This window comes from Nocardia nepalensis (genome assembly GCF_048910785.1).
GTDB lineage: Bacteria > Actinomycetota > Actinomycetes > Mycobacteriales > Mycobacteriaceae > Nocardia > Nocardia nepalensis.
Genome location: NZ_JBKBET010000045.1, coordinates 7,190 through 9,714 on the forward strand (window position 1 = coordinate 7,190; position 2,525 = coordinate 9,714).

The 2,525-nt window shown below is 66.5% G+C and carries 1 protein-coding gene; it reads right to left on the reverse strand.

The window, feature by feature from the left end:
- On the reverse strand, positions 1–2,501 hold a 2,501-nt coding region (locus ACHQ4I_RS43210; protein WP_476445426.1), incomplete at its 3' end, for an acyltransferase domain-containing protein.
- Positions 2,502–2,525 lie beyond the last annotated feature (24 nt).

Genomic DNA, 2,525 nt, shown 5'->3' on the forward strand with positions numbered 1-2,525 from the left:
CGCACCATCCCCCACACCGCCGCAGCAGCCAGATCGGTGACATCCTCACCAGGCGGGCTGACCGCACCATGGGTGAGCACCATCAACACACCCGAGCGTTCCACGCTCAGCCAGTCCTGCAGTACCGCCAGCACCGCATGCGTGGCCGCATACACCGAACCCACCACATCCTCCACACCGGAGGACAACTCCCACACCACCACACCCGCATCAGCAGCGTCGGTATCCGCGGTATCGGTGTCGGCACTGTCGGTTTCTGTGGTGTTGTGCGGGGTCCATAGTCGGGTCGGGGAAGGGGTCGAGTCGGGAAGGGTTGTCAGGGGTGTCCAGGTCAGTTCCAGCAGGCCTGTGCCCGGTGTAGTGGTGGTGTGTAGTGCGGCGTGGAGTTGTTCGGTGGTAACGGGTCGGGTGTTCACCGTGCCGGTCAGGACCGGCATGCCGGAGGTGTCGGCCAGTCGTACCGCCAGAGCACCCTCGGCGCTGCTGGCCAGGTGAACGCGCAGGCGGGTGGCACCCACCGCGTCGAGACGGACATCTCCCCAGCTGAACGGCAGCCGCAGTTCGAAATCGTCGATCGAGGCTCCGGTGTAGGCCGCGGCCCAGACGGCGTGCAGCGCGGTGTCGAGCAGAGCGGGATGGATGCCCATCCCGGTGACATCGAGTTCCTCGGGGACCGCGACCTCGGCATAGACGTCCGCGCCGTGCCGCCACGCCGACTGCAGGCCCTGGAACGCCGGCCCGTACTGGTAACCGTGCCGGGTCAACCAGTCGTACACGCCGGAGACCTGCACCGGCTCGGCACCGGCCGGTGGCCACTGCGCCAGATCCATCACCGATGCCGGTGACGGTTGTTCGGTGGTGAGGACGCCTTCGGCGTGCAGGGTCCAGTCGGTGTCGGTTTGGGTGTCGCGGGTGTACACCGAGACCGTCCATCCGGCCGAGTCGCCCCGGCTGCCCACGAGGACCTGGAGCTGCACGCTGCGGTCTTCGGTGAACACCAGCGGTGCCAGCAGGGTCAGTTCCTGGATCGCGGTCGCACCGACCTCGTCACCGGCCCGCAACACCAGTTCCACGAATCCTGAACCGGGGAACAACACCACACCGGCCACCGCATGATCAGCCAGCCACGGTTGGGTGGTGAGGGACAGTCGCCCGGTCAGTGCGACCGCACCGGACTCGGGTTGCTGCACCACCGCACCCAGCAACGGGTGTTCGGCCCCGACCAGTCCCGCGCTGGCCACATCAGCGCCACCGAGCCCGGTACTGGCCAGCCAATACCGTTGCCGCTGGAACGCATACGTCGGCAACCCGACCCGCCCCGGTGTGGTGGTGTAAACCTTGCTCCAGTCGACAGGTACCCCCGCGACGAAGGCGTGGCCCACCGCTTTGACCATCGCGGTGGTCTCGGGGCGGTGCTTGGTCAGCACGGGGATCGTGATGGCCTCGGGAGAGGTCAGTGTCTGTTCTATGGCAGCTGACAGGCCAGCGCCGGGACCGACTTCGATGAACCGGGTGGCGCCCATCGACTCCAACAACTGCACACTGTCGGCGAAACGCACAGGTCGGCGGATGTGGTCGAGCCAGTACTGCCCCGACCCGAAGTCGGGTCCGGTCAGTTCGGCCGTCACGTTCGATACCACCGGAATCCGTGCCGGGCTCACCGTGATATCGGAAACCAGGCGCGCGAATTCCTCGAGCATCGGTTCCATCAGCTGGGAATGGAACGCGTGTGACACCGCCAAACGGTGCACCCGTCGACCTTGCTGGGCCAACCGATCCGCGATCGCGGCCACGGCTGTCTCTGCACCGGAAATCACCACCGATCCCGGCGCGTTGATCGCGGCGATATCCACCCCGCCGACCAGCAACGGCAGCACTTCGTCCTCGCTGGCGGCGACTGCAACCATCACCCCGCCCTCGGGCAAGGCCTGCATCAATCGGCCTCGGGCCGCTACCAGCAGCGCAGCGTCTTCCAAGGTCAAAACCCCGGCCACATACGCTGCGGTGACCTCACCCACGGAATGACCCATCACGAAATCCGGGTCGATCCCCCACTGCCCCACCAACGCGAACAACGCCGCTTCCACCGCGAACAACGCCGGCTGAGCGAACTCTGTGCTGTCGAGCAGCTCCTGGTCATCACCCCACATCACCTGCCGTAGCGGCAAACGCAGATGCCGATCCAACTCCTCGGCCACCGCATCGAACGCCTCAGCGAACATCGGGAACTGCGCATGAAGCTCCGCACCCATCCCGACCCATTGGGAGCCCTGCCCGGGAAACACCAACACAGTCTTGGCGGGTGTGGTGGTTGTGGTGTGGCCGACGACCACATCAGGTCCCGGCTGCCCCGACGCCAACCCCGCCAACCCGGCCAGCAGCGCCTCACGATCAGCACCCACCACCACCGCACGATGCTCGAACACCGCACGAGTAGTCGCCAACGCAGACCCCACCGACACGACATCCAGGTCGTCCTCGGCACGCACCCAGTCCGCCAACCGGGCAGCCTGCCCAGCCAAGGC